Raw genomic sequence first — 16,921 nt, 5'->3', positions numbered from 1 at the left:
AAATGGCGTAACAGCGAGGAGGATCAAGTTTCTGCTTGGTAACGGGGCGGAGCTACGCTCGGCCCTGCACAGGACGAATCGGATCGGCACCGTCCCAGTCCTGGGCGCGCTTGCGGACGTACTCGAAGAAGCGGCCCTTGTTGCCGCTGATGTCGGAGATCTCGACGACGGTGCCGGCATGGGGATCGGCGGGCGCGCCGGTGTCGAAGTAGGCGAAGCGCCCGCTCTCGCCGCCGATCTGGCCTTCGTGGCCGAGCCTGTAACCCAACCCCAGCGCACGGTCGTAGAGCGCCTGGTAGTCGGTCGACCAGAAGGCCACGTGCTGCAGGCCCTCGCGGCCCGAGTCGAGGAACTCCTTGTACATCGACGGCGCGTCGTTGCGTTGCTGGATCAGCTCGATCTGCAGGTCGCCGGAATTGGCCAGCGCGATGCTCAGTTCGGCGGTGGAGTCCTTGCCGCGATGGCGGAACCAGTCGGTCTGCACGCGCTCGATGTAGAACCACGGCCCGACCTGCAGCACCTCGATCCAGTGCTTCATCGCCGCTTCGATGTCGCGCACGACATAGCCGTTCTGGCGGATCGGTCCGAACAGGCGGCTCATTTGCCGGCTTCCCCCAGCGCGCGCGTCGAGCCGCCGAAGCGGAAGCCCCGGTAGCCGTCGGCCACGATCTCCTTGCAGGTCGTGCGGTAGCCTTCGCCGATATACGGCATGAAGACGCGCGGCTTGCCGGGAATGTTGACGCCCAGGTACCAGGAGTTGGCCTTGGGGAAGAGCGTGCGGTCGGCGACTTCGGCGACATGCCGGCCCCAGGCGATCTGGGCCTCGCCGTCGGGTTCGATCGTCGCGAGATCGTGCCGCCGCATGTGGGTGAGGCACTCGGCGATCCAGTCGACGTGATACTCGCAATTGGTGATCACGTTGCCGATCACCGAGGGGCTGCCCGGGCCGGTGATCGTGAAGAGGTTCGGGAAGCCCGCCACGGTCAGGCCGAGATATGTCCGGGGTCCTTCCGACCAGGCGTCCTTGAGGGTGGCGCCCTCGCGACCGCGAATGTCGACCGCGAGCAATGCGCCGGTCACGGCATCGAAGCCCGTCGCGAAGACCAGCGCGTCGAGATCGAAGTGCCGCGCCGCCGTGTCGACGGCGTTCGCGGTGATCTTCTCGATCGGTTCCTCGCGCAGGTTCACGAGCTCGACGTTCGGCCGGTTGTAGGTGTCGAAATAGTCGGTATCGACGCACAGGCGCTTCACGCCGAACGGATAGCCCGAGGGCGACAGAGTCTCTGCCGTCTTCGGATCCTTCACTGTCTCCCGAATCTTCTGGCGTACGAAGTCGGCGCAGACCTCGTTGACGTCGGGATGGACCAGGATGTTGGGGAAGGCCTTCAGGAAGCCGCCGCTGCCGCCCTCTCGCCAAAGCTGTTCGTAGCGCGCCCACTGGACGTCGCGCGGCGGCACCTCGGCGGTGAAGGCGGTCGGCGGCACGCGGCCGAAGTCGGATTGCTCGAGGCTGGAGAGATAGGAATCGAGTCCGTCGTCGAAGCCCCGGTGGTCCTCGTCGGTCAGCGGCCGGTTGTGCGCCGGCACCGAGAAGTTGGGCGTGCGCTGGAACACCACGAGCTGCCGGGCCGCCTTGGCGATCATCGGGATCGCCTGCACGCCGGAGGATCCGGTGCCGATGATTCCGACCCTCTTGCCTTCGAAGTCGACCGGCTCCTGCGGCCACCGCGCAGTGTGATAGATCTCACCCGCGAAGTCGGCGACGCCGGGAATGTCGGGCGTGTTGGGCACCGACAGGCCGCCGGTCGCCATGATGACGAAGCGGGCGCGCAGCCGGTCGCCGCGATCGGTCTCGACGACCCAGCGCGCGGTCGGTTCGTCGAAGGTCGCGCCGGCGACCCTGGTGTCGAACTGGATCAGCCTGCGCAGGTCGAGCCGGTCGGCCGCGAACCGGGCGTAGTTGAGAATCTCCTCCTGGCCGGCGTACCGGTTGGTCCAGCGCCATTCGCGGCGCAGTTCCGGTGACCAGCTGTAGGAGTAGAACAGGCTCGGCACGTCACAGCGCGCGCCGGGATAGCGGTTCCAGTACCAGGTGCCGCCGACGTCCGGAGCCGCCTCGATCCCACGCACCGCCAATCCGATCTCGCGCATCCTGTGCAGCGCATAGAGGCCACCGAAGCCGGCGCCCACCACGACGACATCGCACTCGATGCCGGCCTCGTTCGTACTCGCGCGCCCCGGAACGGAAGCACCCATGGTCGCCAACTCCGCAAAAGTGGAAACGTTTCCAATTTAACCTTGCAAGTAGCGGTACAGATGTCAAATATGCTGACTCGTGTGGCAGAAATCGTTTCCAGGATGACCATTCGAGACGTGGCCCGGGAGGCCGGCGTGTCGGTCGGGTCGGTGTCGCGGGCGCTGAACGGCGGCAAGAACGTCAGCGCGAGGGTGGCGCGCGACGTCGCCGCCGCGGCGGAGAAGCTCGGCTACCAGCCGGATCTCCAGGCACGCAGCCTGCGGACGCGCACGACCGGGATGGTCGGTTGCCTGGTCTCCGACGTCGCCAATCCGCTCTATGCCAGCATCGTTCAGGCGGCGGAGGCGCGTCTGCGCGATGCCGGCCTTCTGATGGTCGTGGCCAACACAGCGAACGATCCCGCGCGCGAGCGGGCGGTGGTGGCAGCGTTCCGCAGCCGGCGGCTCGACGGCATGCTGGTCGCGCCCGGCAGCGACGAGAACGACCGCGCCTGGCGCGAACTCGCCGCCGGCGGCGCGCCGGTCGTGATCCTCGATCGCGACGTTCCGCACGAAGAGGATACGCCGTGGCCGGCGGTACTGGTCGACCATCGCGAAGGCGCACGGACTGCGACGCGCTATCTGATCGGACTGGGGCACCGCCGCATCGCATTGCTGACGCCGGGCGCGCGCATGCGCCCGGGCCGTGAGCGCATCGCCGGGTTCAAGGCGGCCTTCGCCGAAGCCGATGTCGACCCTGCGGGCGCTCTCGTCTGCCTCCAGGAATCGTCGATGGATTTCGCGCAGGGCGACGCACTCGAGCTGTTGCGCCGCGACCAGCGCCCGACGGCGATCATCGCGCTCGGCACCCGCATCCTGGCCGGCGCCTTGCGTGCCGCGCGCGACCTCGGGCTTTCCATCCCTGCAGACTTGTCGGTGATTGCCGTCGGCGACACTGATCTCGCCGCCGTGCATTCGCCGGCGATCACGGCGCTGCGCTGGAGCCTGGAGGATGTCGGCCGGGCGGCGGCGGAGCTGCTGCTGCAACGGCTGCGGGGCACGGGGGAGGGCCCGTCGCGGGCGCTGCTGCCGGTCGATCTCGTGCTGCGCGAATCGTGTGCGCCGCCGACGGCGAAGTAATCAAGAACCACGTGGAGTAAAGAATGAGAATGTTCCGAAGGGCGTTCGCCCTGGCTCTGGCCCTGGGCGTGACGGCGCCCGCAGTCGCGCAGACGACCGACGCCAAATGGCCGAGCAAGCCGATCCGCCTGATCGTGCCGTTCGCGGCGGGCGGCGGCACCGATCTGGTGGCGCGCGCGCTGGCGGAGAAGCTCGGCACCGCGCTCGGGCAGACCGTGATCGTCGACAACAAGCCGGGCGCCTCGGGCGTCATCGCCATGGAAGCGGCCCAGAAGGCGCCGGCGGACGGCTATACGCTGGTCCTGGGATCGGCCAGCACCGTCGTCGTCAATCCGGCGGTGATGCCCGACCTGCCCTACGATCCGGTCAAGGATTTCGAGCATCTGGCCGACATCGGTTCGGCCACCGTCGTGATGGTGGCCAGCCCCGACTATCCGGTGAAGGACCTGCGCGACGTGATCGCTCTCGCCAAGGCCAAGCCCGGCGAAGTGAACTACGGGACCTGGGGCAACGGCTCCACCGGCCATCTCTGCGCCGAGATCATCCGTGCGGGCACGGGCATCAACATGACCCACGTGCCCTACAAGGGCGCGGCGCCGGTGCTGAACGACGTGGCGGCGGGCCACATCAAGCTCGGCTTCTCCGACGTTCAGTCGGCGGTGCCGATGGTCAAGTCGGGCAAGGTCAAGGTCGTGGTCTCGTGCACGCGCCGCTCGATCAACTTCCCCGACGTGCCGGGCTTCGTCGAGCAGGGTGTCGATTTCGACTTCGTCTGGCGCTACGATCTGATGGCGCCGATCAACACGCCCAAGCCGATTGTCGATCGCCTGCATGCCGAGTTGATGAAGATTTTAGCGATGCCGGACGTCAAGGCGCGCTGGGCCGAGTTCGGCATGACCGCCTCGACCATCAGCCCCGAGGATCTCAAGGCGCAGACGGCCAAGGATATCGCGACCCTGCGCAAGATCGCGCAGCAGGCCAACGTCAAGCCATGAGCCCCGTCACGCAGGTCGCCGTCGTCACCGGCGCAGCCAGCGGCCTCGGTCGCGCCATCGCGCATCGCCTCGCGCGAGAGGGCATCCGGGTCGCGCTGTGGGACGTCGATCTTGCCGGCGCGCAGCGCGCCGCCGCGGAGATCGGTGCGTTCGCCACGCCCTTCGCCGTCGACATCACCGACACGGCGGCGGTGAGGACGGCATGGTCAGCCACAAAGTCCGCGCTCGGTGGGCCGTCGATCCTGGTGAACAGCGCCGGCATCCTCGGTCCCTCGGCCGGTATCGCTTCGTATCCCGAGGATCAGTGGCACCGGGTGATCGACATCAACCTGAACGGTACGTTCCGCTGCTGCCAGGCCGCGGTGCCCGATATGGTCGCGGGCGGCTACGGTCGCATCGTCAACATCGCCTCGATCGCAGGGAAAGACGGCAACCCCAACGTCGCGGCCTATGTCGCATCAAAGGCCGCCGTCATCGCGCTCACCAAGTCGATGGGCAAGGAACTCGCGACCTCGGGCGTGCTGGTCAACGCGATCACGCCCTCGGCCTCCGAGACGGCGATCTTCGGCGAACTCACCGACGAGCGGCGCGCCAAGCTGCTCGCCAACGTGCCGATGGCTCGGATGGTTCGGCCCGAAGAGGTCGCGGATCTGGCCTTCTGGCTGGCCTCGCCGGCCTGCTCCTTCTCGACCGGCGCGGTCTTCGACATTTCGGGTGGCAGGGCGACTTATTGAAGGTTTGGTCGCTCTTCCTTCGGCGCTCCCGGACATTGCCAAAGGCAATGTCCTGCCGCTACGCGGGCTGAGCTTCGCTCAGCCTACCTACCCTCGCGCCACCAGGCGCTGGCGATGGCCATCAGGAAGGCGAGAGCCACCAGGATGCCGGGCAGCAGCGGCAGCTGGTTGATGCCGGCGACCGTGTAGCCCTCGTTGCGGCGCAGCCCGATCCAGTCGGAGCCGCCGGCGGCGCGGCCGGGGCGGACGGTGCGGATGTCGGGCTCGGACTGGTCGGAAATCCACATAAGGCCGCCGCCGGTACCCTCGACCAGCGGCTTCAGCTTCGCGTCGGTCGCGCGCACGTCGGAGAATTCCAGCGGATCGGGGCTGCCGACGGCGGCGACGGCGCGCATGGTGCCGTCGTCGAAGCGGTAGAGGCCGGGCTTGTCGACATCGACAACGGCGAGGCCGAGGCCCGGCGCGGTCTGGCGCAGGTCGAGCGTGCGGGTGGCGCCGCCCGGCGAGGTCATGGTGACCTGCGGGAAGGTGGTGGCCAGCGTGCGGCGCGTGATCTCGATGCGGCCGCCGACGGCGGTGGCGCGCAGCGCCTCTTCCTCGAGATCCGGCTCCTTCATCAACCAATGCGCGACACGGCGCACCAGCTCGGGCTGCGGGCCGCCGCCGTCGATGCCGCGATTCCACAGCCACAGGTGATCGGACAGAAGCTGCGCCACGCGGCCTTCGCCGACCCGGTCGAGAACCACCAGCGGCTTCTCGTCCGCGCCGGCCAGCACGGCATTGCCACGCTCGGTGCGCGAGGTGATGAGGCGGAACCAGCGGCCCCACTCGGGCTCCTTGTTGGGGTCGCCGGCCTGCGGCAGGTTCGCCGTCACCGGATGGCGCTGGCCGATCTCGGTGACCTTGGGCTTGAAGCCGGTCTCCACCACGTCGCCGGTCGGCGCGGCGGGCAGGATGGCGCCCAGCGGCGTGCGGTATAGCGAGCGTTGGGTCGCGAACACGGGGCCGACCGAGACGAGCAGCGCACCGCCGCCCCTTACGTATTCGGTGATGTTGCGGAAGTAATCGCGCGTGATCAGGTTCCCCGACTCGTAGCGGTCGAAGATGATCAGGTCGAATTCCTTCAGCTTCTGCTCGAACAGCTCGCGCATCGGGAAGACGATCAGGGACAGTTCGCGCACCGGCGTGAAGTCGTCCTTCTGCGGCGTGCGCAGGATGGTGAAGTGCACGAGATCGACCGCAGGGTCGCTCTTCAGAAGGTTCCGCCACGCCCGCTCGCCCTGGTAGGGCTCGCCGGACACCAGCAGGACGCGCAAGCGGTCGCGCACGCCGTTGATGGTGAAGAGGGCGCGATTGTTGTCGAGGGTGAGTTCGCTCGGGCCGGGGCCGACTTCCAGCTCGACGACGTTGGCGCCGGGATTGCCGACGGTGATCGGCAGCTCGACCGAGCGGCCGACCGGCACGTCGATGCGCTTCACGACCTCGCCGCCTACGGACAGCGTCACCGGCGCAGTCCCGCCCGCGGGATCATCGATCCGGAACTTGGTCGTTACCTCGCGGCCGACCACGCCGTAGCGCGGCGACTGCTCGAGCACGATCAGCCGGTCGCGCTCGTTCTTGCGGCCGGCGATCAGCGCGTGCACCGGCGCGCCGCCCAGTTCCGGCGGCACGCCGGCCGGCACGTCATGCACCTGACCGTCGCTCAGCAGCACCACGCCCGCCAGGCGTTCCTGCGGGATTTCGATCAGCGCCGAGCGCATCGTGTCGATCAGGCGCGTGCCGCCCGGCCGTTCGCTGCCGAGCTGGATCTGCGACGGCGGCAGCACGACCTCGCGCACTTCGAGCCCGTCCTGCTGGCCGAGCTTGCGCTTCAGGCTCTCGCGCGCGGCCTGGACCTGCTGGCGCCGCTCGCCGATCGCCATGGAATCGCTGTCGTCGACGACGACGAGCGCCACGTCGGCGATGGGCTTGCGCTGCTCCTCGATCAGGGAAGGATTGGCCAGCGCCGCCAGCACGACGACGAGCGAACCGAGCCGCCAGATCGTGCCGCGGGCGCCGGCGCGCAGGCCGAGCAGCACCAGCACCAGGCCGACGGCGCCCAGCACGGCCAGCACCGTCCAGGGCAGCAGCGGATCGAAGGCGACCGAGACGGCCGATGTCATGTTCATCGCCTCAACCTCTGCATGATGTCCTGCAGGTGAACCTGGTCGTCCTTGTAGTTGCCGGTCAGCGCATGCATCACGAGGTTGACGCCGAAGCGATAGGACATCTCGCGCTGTGTCTCGCCGCCTGGCGTCACCGGCATCAGGCCGCGGCCCCGCTGGTCGACGGCCCAGGCGCCGGCATAGTCGTTGGAGCCGATCAGGATAGTCGTCACGCCGTCATTGACGCGGCCGGTTCCCGACTCGATCCAGAGCTTTCCGCCCTGCCAGCGGCCGGGCATGTCCGAGAGGAGATAGAAGGCCTTGCTGAGCACGTGGTTCGGCGGCATGGCGACCAACGGCGGCGTCTCGACGCCGGCCAGCAGGCGCTTGAGGTCGGGATTGCCGCCGGCCGGACGGTCGAAGCTCATCTGCTGGTCGCGCGTATCGATGAAGATGATGCCGCCGGTCCGCAGGTAGCGGTCGAGCGCGGCCTGGGCGCGCGGCGACAGGGCCGGCTGGGTCGAGGTCACGGGCCAGTAGATCAGCGCATAGAGGCGCGGCTCGTCGCGCTCGAGATCGAGGCCGACCGGATCGGCGGGCTCGACCGAAGTACGGCTGCGCAGGATTTCGCTCAACCCTTCGAGGCCGGCCTTGCTGATGTCGTCGACTTCCTTGTCGCCGGTGACGATGTAGGCGAGGCGGATGTCGAGCGAGCCCTTCAGCGCCTGCTCGTCGGTGAGCGGCGGCGGACCTGGCCGGGCCGGCGCGGTTGCCGCTGTGCCGGGCTGTGGCGGCGGGGGCTGCTGCGCCTGCAGGTCGGGGGCGCCGCTGAAGGCCAGGGCAGCCAGCAGGACAGCGGCCGGCGCGGCGCGTCCGAACCGGACGGCCTTCGGCAGCAGGCCGCGCAGCCACAGGGAGATCAGCAGGTCGGCCAGCAGCAGGAGGAGCGCCGCCAGCAGAAACCAGCGTGACAGGTCGGTCTCGCCGGCCTCGGACAACCGATCGGTGGCGATGCCGCCCGGCAGCACCAGCGGCTTGGGCGCCGCGATGCGGCCGCCGATGTTGAAGGCCACCTGGGCGTTCTCGTCGCCATAGAGGCCCGGCGGGGAAGAGGGCCGGGGCTGGAAGGTTTCGGCGGCATCGGCTGGCAGCATCTGGATGCCGGCGGGCGGCGCGCCGAGGCGGCCGAACCCGTCGAGGGTACGCCACGGCTTCAGCGCCTTGTTGACGCCGTCGCCCGCGACGCCGCGCGAAAGCGTGACCAGCCGTTGCAGCATGTTCACGAACAGGCCCGACAGGGACAGGTTGCTCCAGCCGGTATTGGCGGTGGTGTGGATCAGCACGAGATAACCCTGACCGCGCTTCTCGGCGGTGACCAGCGGCGTGCCGTCGGCCAGACGCGCCCAGGTCTTGTCGGCGAGGTCGGGCGTCGGTTCCGCCAGCACCTGCTGGGAGATGCGCACGTCCTTCGGCACCGGGATGCCGAGGAAGGGGCTGTTGGGCGGGAACTCGGCCAGCGCGCTCGGCTGGCCCCAGCTCATGATGCCGCCCAGCGCGCGGTCGCCCAGGCGCAGCGGGGTCGGCACGAGATTGTCAGCGCCGGCGGCGAGGTTGGGGCCGGCGAAACGCACGGCAATGCCGCCGCGCTCGATCCACTTCGCGATCTCCTCGCGGTCGTTGGCCGACGGCGTGGAACCATCGGGGATCAGCAGCACCGCAGTGTTGCGCGTCAGCACCGCTTCACGGTCGCCGATGCTCAGGCTGACATAGGGATCGAGGGCGCGCTCGAGGAAGTAGATTTCCTGCAGCAGCGGCTGGTTGCCCGCCGTGGCGCGCTCGCCGAGGATCGCCACGGGGCGGCGGCGATGGCGCTCGTCGAGCAGGATCGTGCTGCCGGCCCCGCCCTGGGCCTCGATGTCGAGGCGGGCCATGCGGTTGCGCAGCTCGGCCGGAATGGAGAGCACACCTTCGCCCTGGGTGGCGGTCGCGGCGAAGTCGAGATCGATCCGGGCCACGACGCGGCCCTGCTCGTCGGAGGCCTGGATCGCGGCCTTGCGCGGACCGTCGGCGGCGGGACGCAGCGCCCGCACCTTGAGGTCGCGGCCTTCGGCGGCCGGCGGCAGGAGCAGCAGCGGGGTCGTGGCCTGGTCGGGCAGCAACACCTGCAACCCGTCGAAGCGGCGCAGGCGCTCGGCAAGACGCGTGGCGCCCTCGTCGTCGAGACCGTCGCTCAGCCAGACCGCATAGGCGCCGGCGTCGAGTTGCATCTGGTCGATGGCGGCTGCCGCCGCCGCGCGATCGGTCGGCCAGGGCTTGGGCCGGAAGGCGCGCAGCAGGGTGCGCGCCTCGTCGGGACGTATCGCGCCGCGACGGGTTGCTGGCGCATCGAGCGGCGCCGGCGCGGTGCCGACCAGCACGACCGGGCGATTCGCGCGTTCGGCGCGCTGGATCAGCCGCTCGGCATGGGCTGTACGCGTCGCCCAGCCCGGGGCACTCGACCAGCCATCGTCGATCACCAGCAGAAGCGGACCGCGGCCCGGCAGCTCGGCCTGCGGGTTCAGGAGCGGGCGCGCGACCGCCAGGATCAGCGCCGTCGCCAGCAGGAGCCGCAGCAGCAGCAGCCACCACGGCATCTTCATCGGAGTCTGCTCGGGCGGCTCCAGCCCGACCAGCAGGCGGATCGCCGGGAAGCGCACGAGTTTGGGCAGCGGCGGGATCAGCCGCAGCAGGAAATAGATCGCCGGCAGGGCCACCAGCAGGGCCAGCATGCCGGGGGCAGCGAAGGCGAATGCGCCGAGACTCAGCATGCGGTCAGGCCAGGTTCAGCCGGCCCATGTCGGCCATGGCGAGGTAAAGCGACAAGAGCACGGTCTGGGGCGACCGGTCGGTGCGATGGAGATGCACGGTCCAGTTCGCGGGCCGCGCGAGACGCTGCAGCCCTTCCTTCTGGGCCGCGAGACGAGCGCCGTAGGCCGAGCGGACGGCTTCGACGCGGCGGATCGTGTGCTGGCCCTCGGATTCGAGGCCCTCGAACTTCACATGACCGTCGAACGGCAGCTCTTCCTCGGCGGGATCGAGGACCTGCACGAGGTGGCCGCGCACGCCGACGCTGGCGTAGTAGCGGACGATCTCCCCGATCTTCTCCAGCGGATCGAGCCAGTCGGACACGAGCACGATCGTGCCATGCGCGGGTAGCGGCACCATCGGCGGCAGGCTGGCGGGTGTGCGGGTCGTGTCGCGCGACTCGTCGAGCAGGGTCTCGGCGACGCGGCGCACGGCGACCCGGCCGGAGGCGGGGCGCATGCCGCCGCCCAGGATGGCGACGCGCTCGCCGGCATCGGCCAGCAGGCTGGCCACCGCCAGCGTGATCAATTCGGCGCGCAACGCCTTGGTGTCGGCGTTCTTGAGCGAGGCGTACTGCATGGAGGGCGAGGCGTCGCGCCACAGCCAGATACTGGCCGCGGCCTCCCATTCCGTCTCGCGCACGAAGAGATTGCGGCTGCGCGCGCTCTGGCGCCAGTCGATCTGGCTCGCGCTGTCGCCGTCGCGATAGGGCCGGTACTGCCAGAAGGCATCGCCCTGGCCGACGCGTCGACGGCCGTGCACGCCCTGGATGACGGTCGCGGCCACGCGATCGGCAGCCACCATCAGGGCGGGCAGCGTGCCGGCGAGTTCGAGCGACCGATGAAGGGTTGAAGGCGCAGCCATGAATTCCCGCAGTGCAATGCCTAGGCCAGACGATTACCCAAGGCGGGCGCACATCTGGGCGATGACGGACTCGACGGTTACGCCTTCGGCGCGGGCGGAGAAGTTGACGGCCATGCGGTGACGCAGGATCGGACCCGCGAGCGCCACGACATCGTCGACCGACGGCGCGAGCCGGCCCTGGATGATGGCGCGGGCGCGGCAGGCCAGCATGAAGGCCTGGCTGGCGCGCGGGCCGGGACCCCAGGCGACGCGCTGGCGCACGACGTCGAGGTCGGTGTGCTCGGGACGGCCGGCGCGCACCAGCTTCAGGATGGCGTCGACGACGCTCTCGCCGATCGGCAGGCGACGGACCAGGGCTTGGGCGGCCATCAGGTCGCCGGGCGAAAGGGCCTGCGTGGCGACGGCCTGATCGGCGCCGGTCGTGCCGATCATGATCTGGCGTTCGGCCGCCTCGTCGGGATAGCCGACATCGACCTGCAGCAGGAAGCGGTCGAGCTGCGCTTCCGGCAGCGGGTAGGTGCCTTCCTGCTCCAGCGGATTCTGGGTCGCCAGCACGTGGAACGGAGTCGGCAGGTCGTAGCGCTTGCCGGCCACCGTCACATGCCGCTCCTGCATCGACTGCAGCAGGGCGGACTGGGTGCGCGGGCTGGCGCGGTTGATTTCGTCGGCCATCAGCAGCTGGGCGAAGACCGGGCCCTGCAGGAAGCGGAAGGAGCGGCGCCCGCCTTCGCCCTCCTCGAGGATTTCCGATCCCAGGATGTCGGCCGGCATCAGGTCGGGCGTGAACTGGATGCGCTTGGCTTCCATCCCGAGCACGACGCCCAGCGTGTCGACCAGTTTGGTCTTGGCGAGACCCGGAACGCCGATCAGGAGAAGATGGCCGCCGGACAGGAGGGCAACCAGCGTTTGATCGATCACGTCCTGCTGGCCATATATGACCTTGCCGATGGAAGTGCGGGCGGCGCGAAGTTGCCCTCCCAGCCTTTCGATGTCGGCGAGGGCGGCCTGCGCGTCGGCGTCGGTTGCGGTCGATGTATCGGGGGCCACCAGGGCGCTCCTGTCGTCGAGGGAATATGTTTGAGGGAAGCCCAGAATTGAGGCCGGAACAAGGGCATGACGGTTGACGAAATTGTGCGGAGGGTGGCCGAGCGCAGCAGGCGTTTGGCATCCGGATTGCGCGTGGCATCGCCGCCGATCGGCAGCGACTTCTCACTGAACGGTGTCGGGGCCATGCCCGAAGTATGGCGTCCTGCGTCCGTGCTCATGCCGTTGATCCGGCGCGAGACGGGAATCACGGTCCTGCTGACGCAGCGCACCGAGGACATGCCGAGCCATGCGGGTCAGATCGCCTTTCCCGGGGGCCGTCGGCAAGTCGAGGACATCGACGCGACGGCGACGGCGCTGCGTGAAACCGAGGAAGAGGTCGGCCTGACCCGCGACTTCATCGACGTCGTGGGATCGCTCGACCTTTACAGGACGGGTACCGGCTACCAGATCACGCCCATTGTGGGCATTGTCACGCCCGGATTCACGATGCGTGCGGATCCGCGCGAGGTCGCCGATGTCTTCGAGGTGCCGCTGGATCATTTCCTCGACGAGCGCAATCACCGCATCGACAGCAGGGTCTGGCAGGGGCGCGAACGGCGCTATTACGCCATGCCGTACGGCGAGCGCTACATCTGGGGCGCCACGGCGGGTATGCTGAAGAACCTTCACTTCATTCTGACCGCCGGCGACTGACGCGGGCCGGGAGCCTCCATGCGCGTCGTCCTTCTGATCCTGATTCTCGTACTGGCGCCCTTCTGCGCCTTCTTCCTCTGGGCGTGGGCGTTGAAGATCAAGCAGGAGCGCAAGATCGCCGGCACCCTGCCAACGTGGCAGGACATGCCGATGACCTGGCTCGGCATCGCGGGCTTCGCCTGCGCGATCGTGGGCTTCCTGGTCATGTTCTTCACCCAGGATCAGGGCTACGGCGGACTCTTCGCCTCATGAAGCCCGTCGGGCGTCTGGAGGTGCCGCCGTGGTCGACCGATGCGGCGGTCGATACGTTGTTCGATGTCCTCGGCCGTGCGGGCATTTCGGCGCGCTTCGTGGGCGGCTGGGTGCGCGATGCGGTGCTGGGCGTGACGATCCTGAGCAAGGAACCGGACCTCGCCGTCGACAAGTCGCCCGAAACCGTGATGCTCGCCCTCAAGGCGGCCCGGATCAAGGTGGTGCCGACGGGCCTCAAGCACGGCACCGTGACGGCGGTCATCGACGGGCGGCCCCTGGAGCTAACGACCTTGCGCCGCGACGTCGAGACCGACGGACGTCATGCGGTGGTGGCTTTCACCGACGACTGGCTGGAGGATGCGAGCCGCCGCGACTTCACCTTCAACGCGCTCTATGCCGATCTCGACGGCACTCTCTACGATCCGTTCGATGGCCGGATCGACCTCGCCGAAGCGCGCGTGCGCTTCATCGGCGATCCCGACCTGCGCATCGCCGAGGACCGGCTGCGCATCCTGCGTTTTTTCCGCTTCCATGCCTGGTACGGGCGGCCGCCGTTCGATGCGGCGGGCTTCGAAGCCTGTCGCCGCAATGCCGGCAGCCTGCGCGGCCTGTCGGGTGAGCGCGTGCGCAAGGAGCTGCTGCGTCTGCTCGAAGCGCCGGCGCCGGCCGACACGATCGCCGCGATGCGCGAAGCCGCCATCCTCGATCACTGGCTGCCCGAATGCGACGGCACGGCGCGGCTGCGGGCGCTGATCGCGCGCGAAGACAAGGTCGATGCGGTCCGGCGTCTGGCATCGATCCTCACGGCCGATGCGGACGCGACGGTGATCGGCAAGCGCTTGAGGCTGTCGACACAGGAAGCCCTGCGGCTCGAGGTCATGCTGGCGGCCGAGCCGGCGATCGACGTGGCCGCCGGTCCGAAAGCGTGGCGTGCGCAGATCTATGCGCTGGGCGGCAATCTCTACGCCGATCGCCTGCTGCTCGCGATCAACGCGCCGGGCGACTGGCGCGCGGCGCTCGCGATGGCACGCACGTGGGCGCCGCCCGAATTGCCGGTGAGCGGCGGCGATGCGCTGAAGCTCGGTCTGAAGCCCGGGCCCAAGGTCGGCGCCTTGATCGAGGCGGTCGAACGCTGGTGGATCGACGGCGATTTCGCGGCGGATCGGGCGGCCTGCCTGGCCGAGCTCGAGAAGGAGGTACGCGCGTCGTGATTCGGCCGGGACTCGTCTTCGCGCTGTGGTGCGCGATTGCGGCCGTCGTCGTGATGAACGACCTGGTGGGCGACACCTGGATCGCGGCCAACCTCTCGGTGCGCGCGGTCGAATGGTACAAGGCGCTGGTGCCGATTCCCTATGTCGTGATGGTGGCGATCATCCATGCGCGGCGCACGACCGGCAGCCAGTGGTTCGAGGCGGCGTTGCTGGCGGCGCTGCTGTGGTCGACCTCGACGATGCTGGCGAGCTTCACCTACTCACGTGTGACCTACGAGGAAGGTGCCGAAGCCTTCTTCGATCGTCTCGGCTTCTGGTGGGGCGCGCCCTATCCGCTGCTGGTGCTCGCGCTGTTCGCGGCGCCGCTGCTGGCGGGTTGGGTGATGGCAAAGCGTCGATGAGCCCAGGATGAGCCCGGCATGAGCATCGTCTCGAGGCTCTGCATCTCGGGCTATCGCTCTCTGCGCGACGTCAGGCTCGAAGTCGAGCCGCTCACGGTGGTCACCGGTGCCAACGGCAGCGGCAAGTCGAGCCTCTATCGCGCCTTGCGGCTGCTGGCCGACGTCGCGCAGGGACGGATCATCCAGTCCCTGGCCATCGAAGGCGGAATCTCCTCCGTTCTGTGGGCCGGTCCCGAGCAGTTCTCGCGCGGCATGAAGCGCGGCGAGCAGGCGGTGCAGGGGACCGTGCGCAAGGGATCGATCAGCCTGAAGCTGGGCTTCTCCTCCGAAGACTACGGGTATGCGATCGATCTCGGCCTGCCGGTGATGGGGGGACTGTTCGGCCGCGATCCGGTGATCAAGACCGAGTCGCTGTGGACCGGGCTCGTCCTGCAGCGCGCCAACGCCTTCGCCGAACGGCACGGCCCTTCGGTCACGCTGCGCGACCGCAACGGACAGCGCCGTCAGGCCCATACGCACCTGCAGGCCTTCGACAGCATGCTGACCCACTGCGCCAATCCCGAGGACGGCGCCGAGCTGCTGTCATTGCGCGAGCAGCTGCGCGACTGGCGCTTCTACGATCACTTCCGCACCGACAGCGAGGCGCCGGCCCGCCGCCGCCAGATCGGCACGCGCACCCCCGTGCTCGCGGGCGATGGCGCCGATCTCGCTGCCGCCATCGCGACGATCCAGGAGATCGGTATCGAAGGTCAGCTTGAGGCCGCCGTGGCCGACGCCTTTCCCGGCGGCTCGGTCGATGTCGCCGTGAGCGACGGCTACTTCGAAGTCGAGATGCTGCAGCACGGGCTGCTGCGGCCGTTGAAAGCCACCGAGCTGTCCGACGGCACGCTGCGCTATCTCCTGCTGGTGGCCGCGCTGCTGTCGCCGCGGCCGCCGTCGCTGATGATCCTGAACGAGCCCGAGACCAGCCTGCACCCCGACCTGCTGGCCCCGCTCGCCCGCCTCATCGCGGGCGCGGCGAAACGTTCGCAGATCATTGTCGTCTCGCACGCTGAGCGTCTCGTCTCCGCCCTCACCACGGCGGGCGGGCGACGGATCACGCTGGCCAAGGAACTGGGCGAGACCGTCGCCGAGGGCGAGGATCGCCCGATGTGGAACTGGCCGGCGCGGTAGAATCTAAGTCCGTCGTCCCGACCGGAGCACCCCCTCGGAAACCCTCGGGGCAGGCTCCGTCGTGTCGTTGGAGCGGGTTTTTTCAAAAGGACGGGCGAGCAATCCTGATCCGTCCACGGGCATCACGGCACCAGATTCAGGGTCTTTCCGCGTCAAGTGCATCCACACCCACCCTCATCCTAAGAGGCTGGCCGGAAATGAATGCAGCCAAAACAAGAGGCTATGAACAGCCCCGATAACCTCACCCTGAGGAGCATCGCGCAGCGATGCGTCTCGAAGGGTGGGGACAAACGTAGTGCTCGTTCACATGCTTCGAGAGGGCCCTTCGGGCCTCCTCAGCATGAGGTTGGTGGTGGCCGTGATTCTATCTCGATCTGAAAGACTTCAAGGGGGTGCCATTCCCTATTCGTTTGTTTCAGTTATTTCGTTTGTTTCGCTTATCCGCCCGGAGTCCCGCTCATTTCAGCGGCCTGTCAGGGCCAGCGCACCTCGGGCGGCAGCGACATCAGGATCGCTTCGACGTTACCGCCGGTCATCAGGCCGAACCGCGTGCCGCGGTCGTGCAGCAGGTTGAATTCGACGTAGCGGCCGCGGCGCGCGAGCTGGTGCGCGCGCTCGGCTTCGGTCCAAGGGTCGTTCATGTGGCGACGCACCAGCTTCGGGTAGATGTCGAGGAAGGTCTCGCCGATGCCGCGGGTAAAGGCGAGATCGCGGCCGTGATCGCCGCTGTCGAGATAGTCGTAGAAGATGCCGCCCACGCCCCGAGGTTCGCCGCGATGCGGCAGGAAGAAGTACTCGTCGCACCATTCCTTGAAGCGCGGATAGTAGGAGGCGTCGTACCTGTCGCAGGCTGCCTTGAACGCGGCGTGGAAATCACGCGTATCGGGTTCGTGCGGCACCATGGGCGTGAGGTCGCCGCCGCCGCCGAACCAGGCGCGTGTCGTGGCGATGAAGCGGGTGTTCATGTGCACCGCCGGCACCTTGGGCGAGCGCAGGTGGGCCACCAGCGAGACGCCGGCGGCGAAGAAGCGCGGATCCTGGGAGGCGCCGGGGATCTGGCTCCGGAACTCCGGGCTGAACTCGCCGAACACGGCCGAGACGTTGACGCCGACCTTCTCGAATACCCGGCCGTGCATGATCGCCATGGTGCCGCCGCCGCGATCCTGGCCGGCGGCGCCGGCCTCGCGC

The 16,921-nt window shown here is 68.6% G+C and carries 15 protein-coding genes; 8 read left to right on the top strand and 7 right to left on the bottom strand.

All coding sequences use genetic code 11. The features are described from left to right. Nucleotides 1-52: 52 nt before the first annotated feature. On the bottom strand, nucleotides 53-601 hold the full coding sequence (locus Q7V45_RS22495) for a VOC family protein (protein ID WP_304856315.1): 549 nt from the start codon (nucleotides 599-601) through the stop codon (nucleotides 53-55). Beyond that, a complete protein-coding gene (locus Q7V45_RS22490) occupies nucleotides 598-2,256 on the bottom strand; it encodes an NAD(P)/FAD-dependent oxidoreductase (protein WP_304856313.1) in 1,659 nt (552 codons plus the stop codon). Before Q7V45_RS22490 ends, Q7V45_RS22495 begins: the two co-directional genes overlap by 4 nt. Before the next feature lie 102 nt (nucleotides 2,257-2,358). Between Q7V45_RS22490 and Q7V45_RS22485 the strand changes: the two genes are divergently transcribed. Genes Q7V45_RS22485 through Q7V45_RS22475 form a run of 3 tightly spaced genes read left to right on the top strand, consistent with a single transcriptional unit; the run spans nucleotide 2,359 to nucleotide 5,104 of the window. Beyond that, nucleotides 2,359-3,375 carry a LacI family DNA-binding transcriptional regulator gene (locus Q7V45_RS22485; protein WP_304856312.1) on the top strand — a complete coding sequence of 339 codons (1,017 nt, stop codon included), beginning with the start codon at nucleotides 2,359-2,361 and terminating at the stop codon, nucleotides 3,373-3,375. Between the two features lie 23 nt (nucleotides 3,376-3,398). Next, nucleotides 3,399-4,370 (top strand): tripartite tricarboxylate transporter substrate binding protein, encoded by a 972-nt coding sequence (locus Q7V45_RS22480; RefSeq protein ID WP_304856310.1) that lies wholly within the window; start codon nucleotides 3,399-3,401, stop codon nucleotides 4,368-4,370. Continuing rightward, the gene (locus Q7V45_RS22475; protein WP_304856308.1) at nucleotides 4,367-5,104 is read left to right on the top strand and encodes an SDR family NAD(P)-dependent oxidoreductase; all 738 of its coding nucleotides are present in this window, start codon (nucleotides 4,367-4,369) and stop codon (nucleotides 5,102-5,104) included. Before Q7V45_RS22480 ends, Q7V45_RS22475 begins: the two co-directional genes overlap by 4 nt. Before the next feature lie 83 nt (nucleotides 5,105-5,187). On the opposite strand, the gene Q7V45_RS22470 is transcribed toward Q7V45_RS22475, so the two are convergent. The 4 genes from Q7V45_RS22470 to Q7V45_RS22455 are packed head-to-tail and all read right to left on the bottom strand — an operon-like array spanning nucleotide 5,188 to nucleotide 12,003. Further along, on the bottom strand, nucleotides 5,188-7,266 hold the full coding sequence (locus Q7V45_RS22470) for a hypothetical protein (RefSeq protein ID WP_304856307.1): 2,079 nt from the start codon (nucleotides 7,264-7,266) through the stop codon (nucleotides 5,188-5,190). A gap of 2 nt (nucleotides 7,267-7,268) precedes the next feature. Continuing rightward, complete coding sequence (locus Q7V45_RS22465; RefSeq protein WP_304856306.1) at nucleotides 7,269-10,055, bottom strand: DUF4159 domain-containing protein; 2,787 nt, start codon at nucleotides 10,053-10,055, stop codon at nucleotides 7,269-7,271. Nucleotides 10,056-10,059: 4 nt separating this feature from the next. Then, nucleotides 10,060-10,956, bottom strand: a complete 897-nt coding sequence (locus tag Q7V45_RS22460; protein WP_304856303.1) for a DUF58 domain-containing protein — start codon at nucleotides 10,954-10,956, stop codon at nucleotides 10,060-10,062. 33 nt (nucleotides 10,957-10,989) lie between these two features. Then, a complete protein-coding gene (locus Q7V45_RS22455; protein WP_304856302.1) occupies nucleotides 10,990-12,003 on the bottom strand; it encodes a MoxR family ATPase in 1,014 nt (337 codons plus the stop codon). A 132-nt stretch (nucleotides 12,004-12,135) separates the two neighbouring features. On the opposite strand from Q7V45_RS22455, the gene Q7V45_RS22450 reads away from it, so the two are divergent. From Q7V45_RS22450 to Q7V45_RS22430, 5 genes are read left to right on the top strand one after another with little or no spacing between them, the layout of a single operon-like run. Further along, on the top strand, nucleotides 12,136-12,696 hold the full coding sequence (locus Q7V45_RS22450; protein WP_304856300.1) for a CoA pyrophosphatase: 561 nt from the start codon (nucleotides 12,136-12,138) through the stop codon (nucleotides 12,694-12,696). Nucleotides 12,697-12,714: 18 nt separating this feature from the next. Continuing rightward, a complete protein-coding gene (locus Q7V45_RS22445) occupies nucleotides 12,715-12,948 on the top strand; it encodes a hypothetical protein (RefSeq protein ID WP_304856299.1) in 234 nt (77 codons plus the stop codon). After that, on the top strand, nucleotides 12,945-14,159 hold the full coding sequence (locus Q7V45_RS22440; protein ID WP_304856298.1) for a CCA tRNA nucleotidyltransferase: 1,215 nt from the start codon (nucleotides 12,945-12,947) through the stop codon (nucleotides 14,157-14,159). Before Q7V45_RS22445 ends, Q7V45_RS22440 begins: the two co-directional genes overlap by 4 nt. Beyond that, nucleotides 14,156-14,560 (top strand): hypothetical protein, encoded by a 405-nt coding sequence (locus Q7V45_RS22435; protein WP_304856296.1) that lies wholly within the window; start codon nucleotides 14,156-14,158, stop codon nucleotides 14,558-14,560. Before Q7V45_RS22440 ends, Q7V45_RS22435 begins: the two co-directional genes overlap by 4 nt. A 24-nt stretch (nucleotides 14,561-14,584) precedes the next feature. Continuing rightward, nucleotides 14,585-15,733 (top strand): AAA family ATPase, encoded by a 1,149-nt coding sequence (locus Q7V45_RS22430; RefSeq protein ID WP_304856407.1) that lies wholly within the window; start codon nucleotides 14,585-14,587, stop codon nucleotides 15,731-15,733. A gap of 473 nt (nucleotides 15,734-16,206) precedes the next feature. On the opposite strand, the gene hemF is transcribed toward Q7V45_RS22430, so the two are convergent. Next, the coding region (hemF, locus tag Q7V45_RS22425) for an oxygen-dependent coproporphyrinogen oxidase (protein ID WP_304856295.1) at nucleotides 16,207-16,921 on the bottom strand (715 nt) is incomplete at its 5' end.

Source organism: Reyranella sp. (assembly GCF_030651995.1).
Lineage (GTDB): Bacteria > Pseudomonadota > Alphaproteobacteria > Reyranellales > Reyranellaceae > Reyranella.
Note: the sequence above shows the minus strand (reverse complement) of the source record. Positions and strands in the feature narration are given on the sequence as shown.